This window comes from Paracoccus fontiphilus, from assembly GCF_017356265.1.
GTDB classification, from domain to species: domain Bacteria; phylum Pseudomonadota; class Alphaproteobacteria; order Rhodobacterales; family Rhodobacteraceae; genus Paracoccus; species Paracoccus fontiphilus.
The window spans coordinates 1-2,274 of sequence record NZ_JAFNAW010000151.1 but is presented as its reverse complement, the minus strand read 5'-3'; the positions used below and the strand labels follow the sequence as shown (position 1 = coordinate 2,274).

Annotated in this window: 5 protein-coding genes; 4 read left to right on the top strand and 1 reads right to left on the bottom strand. The window is 59.1% G+C overall.

Annotated features, from left to right (window positions below; genetic code table 11):
• Positions 1-41: 41 nt before the first annotated feature.
• Positions 42-446, bottom strand: coding sequence for a MarR family winged helix-turn-helix transcriptional regulator (locus J0F76_RS20550; protein ID WP_242690488.1), 405 nt, complete (start codon positions 444-446; stop codon positions 42-44).
• 288 nt (positions 447-734) lie between these two features.
• On the opposite strand from J0F76_RS20550, the gene J0F76_RS20545 reads away from it, so the two are divergent.
• The 4 genes from J0F76_RS20545 to J0F76_RS20530 all read left to right on the top strand — a co-directional run bounded on the left by J0F76_RS20545 (position 735) and on the right by J0F76_RS20530 (position 2,194).
• Positions 735-920 carry an Hsp20/alpha crystallin family protein gene (locus J0F76_RS20545; RefSeq protein WP_341351634.1) on the top strand — a complete coding sequence of 62 codons (186 nt, stop codon included), beginning with the start codon at positions 735-737 and terminating at the stop codon, positions 918-920.
• 12 nt (positions 921-932) lie between these two features.
• The gene (locus J0F76_RS20540) at positions 933-1,331 is read left to right on the top strand and encodes an Hsp20/alpha crystallin family protein (RefSeq protein WP_207472317.1); all 399 of its coding nucleotides are present in this window, start codon (positions 933-935) and stop codon (positions 1,329-1,331) included.
• Between the two features lie 20 nt (positions 1,332-1,351).
• The gene (locus J0F76_RS20535; RefSeq protein WP_207472316.1) at positions 1,352-1,843 is read left to right on the top strand and encodes an Hsp20/alpha crystallin family protein; all 492 of its coding nucleotides are present in this window, start codon (positions 1,352-1,354) and stop codon (positions 1,841-1,843) included.
• Between the two features lie 72 nt (positions 1,844-1,915).
• Positions 1,916-2,194: a hypothetical protein gene (locus tag J0F76_RS20530; RefSeq protein WP_207472315.1), complete on the top strand. Its 279-nt coding sequence runs from the start codon at positions 1,916-1,918 to the stop codon at positions 2,192-2,194.
• Positions 2,195-2,274 lie beyond the last annotated feature (80 nt).

Genomic DNA, 2,274 nt, shown 5'->3' with positions numbered 1-2,274 from the left:
CCGCTGCTCGTCCATTCAGACCTCCCTTTGGGGAGTTTGAATCAGAAATCAGCCGGTGGGGAAACCACGAATGTCCACGGACCATAGGTCTCGCAAGATTTTTTTTGCGTCTTTCTCGTCGGCACAACGATCTGCGACCGCCGATCATTCGGTGACAGCGAACGCTCAACCAAGCCGCCGCGCACCATGCGGTCCACGAGTTGCCCGGCTGTCGCACTGCCGACTTCCAGCCGCGCCGCGAGGTCGCCGATCGCGAGGCCCGGGCACTCGTCCACATGGGCGGCTGCCATCCACGACTGTCGCGTCAGACCGGTCTCACGCCTTTTACCGTCGATCCGCTGCTGGATGTGCTGGGCGACCCGATGGATCGTCGTCCCGATCAACGCATGGTCGGATGCAATCATCATTTGACCTCCAAGGATCTGTTGGCCGTCGCGAAGCTCCATCAGACGCCGCTAGAGATTGAAATGCTAGCATGAATTATGCCTGCGTGGTATTCTTATGAGCGTAGAATTGAAAAGGTTTCGGGATCGATATCTCTTGCCGTGGCGATCGAACCGCGAAAGCAGTGTTTTACTGCACGACGTCGTTGAGTCACAGGAGACCAACAATGCTCTATCCAACATATCTGCGCCGCAGCGACCCCTTTGCGCTGATGCGCTCCATGATGCGCGATCTCGACCGCGGTCAAGGACAACGTCCTGACGATTTCGGGCGAAGGAACGGCGCCCGAGGTGTCCGAGGGCGCGCGCTGGCACCGCAGAGAGCGCGGGTATGGCAAGTTTTCTCGCGCGATCCGTCTGCCATTCGCGGCCTCGGATGACAAGGTCGAGGCGAAGATGGCGAACGGCGTACTGCGGATCGTCATCTTCCGGCCTGAGGAGGAGAAGCCGAAGAGAATTGAGATCAGGGCAGCCTGAGGAGCTGGAACGATGAGCACCGACATCACGCCAGCCACCGAAAAGACGCCGACTGACGCGCCTGAAACCGCCGGCGGCGGCCGCATCTACCACCCGCTGACCGATATCGTCGAGACCGATCAGTGTGTCTCCATGATGGTCGAAATGCCTGGTGTCGCCGCCGATGCGGTCGAAATCACGCTTGAAAACCCCGCGCTGACGATCCGCGGCAAGGTTGAGCCGATGCGGCCAGAAAACCTGGAACTTGCCTATACTGAATATGCCGAGGGCGATTTCGAGCGTGACTTCACGCTTTCCGAGAACTTCGACCCCGACAGGATCGAAGCCGAGATGCGTGGAGGCGTCCTCACTTTGACGCTCCCCAGAGCCCCTGAGGCGCAGCCGAAAAGGATCGCCGTCAAGGGCGCCTGAAAACCGAAGGAGACCATATCATGCAGATCAAAGACCTCATTCCCTGGGCTCGCAAGGACGGCACGCCAGATGCCAAGAGCATCGAAGACAACCCGATAGCGACACTCCAGCGCGAAATGAACCATGTGTTCGAGAACTTCTGGAACCGGGTCGGTCATTTCGAATGGCCCTTTGGTAGCGGCGAGGCGAACTCCGACGTGGTCGAGACCGACAAGGCGATCGAAGTGTCGATCGAACTGCCGGGCATGGAGATGAAGGACATCGAGGTGACGGTCAACGATGACATGTTGACTGTGAAGGGGGAGAAGAAGATCGAGCGCCAGGAGGAGAAAAAGGGATACTATCTCTCCGAGCGCAGCTACGGCGCGATCTACCGGACAATTCCACTCCCCCCCGGTGTGGATGGCGAAAAGGCGCAAGCATCCTTCAAGAACGGGGTTCTGACGATCAAGCTGCCGCAAACGCCCGAAGCCCAAGCCAAGGTCAGGAAAATCGCGGTCAAGGAGGCCTGAGCCGGGCATTGATCGTGCCAACTCTGCGGCGAAACCGCCGTAGAACCAATCACAGCCGAAAGGAACAGACTGATGAAACTCAGGAGTCTTTACGCGGGAACAGCTTTGGCCCTGCTGATTGTCAGCGCCGGCCCTTCCTGGCCTCAGGATACGGCTCAGGCGGAAGCTGAAGCGCAGGTGGTCAACCGGGAGCAGGTCGAAGAGAGCGTGACCGCCGAAACCGATTCACAGCTCGCCGATAAACGCACCGCCCTGATCCAGGAGGCGGTCGACGCGCTCGATGAAACGAACGCTGCGATCGCCGCGATCGAGAAGGGCGATACAGATGCGGCGATTGCTGCGCTTGTCTGACGTCAGCGCCCATGGGACAGATTAGGCCGATTGCGTGACAGAGGGTTTCTGGCTCATCGTAGCCTTCATGGAGCGAAGAT

Bases quoted from the DNA above. Each gene is read 5' to 3' on its own strand.
- J0F76_RS20550 (WP_242690488.1), bottom strand. From the start codon at position 446: ATGGAGCTTCGCGACGGCCAACAGATCCTTGGAGGTCAAATGATGATT.
- J0F76_RS20540 (WP_207472317.1), top strand. From the start codon at position 933: ATGAGCACCGACATCACGCCAGCCACCGAAAAGACGCCGACTGACGCG.
- J0F76_RS20535 (WP_207472316.1), top strand. From the start codon at position 1,352: ATGCAGATCAAAGACCTCATTCCCTGGGCTCGCAAGGACGGCACGCCA.
- J0F76_RS20530 (WP_207472315.1), top strand. From the start codon at position 1,916: ATGAAACTCAGGAGTCTTTACGCGGGAACAGCTTTGGCCCTGCTGATT.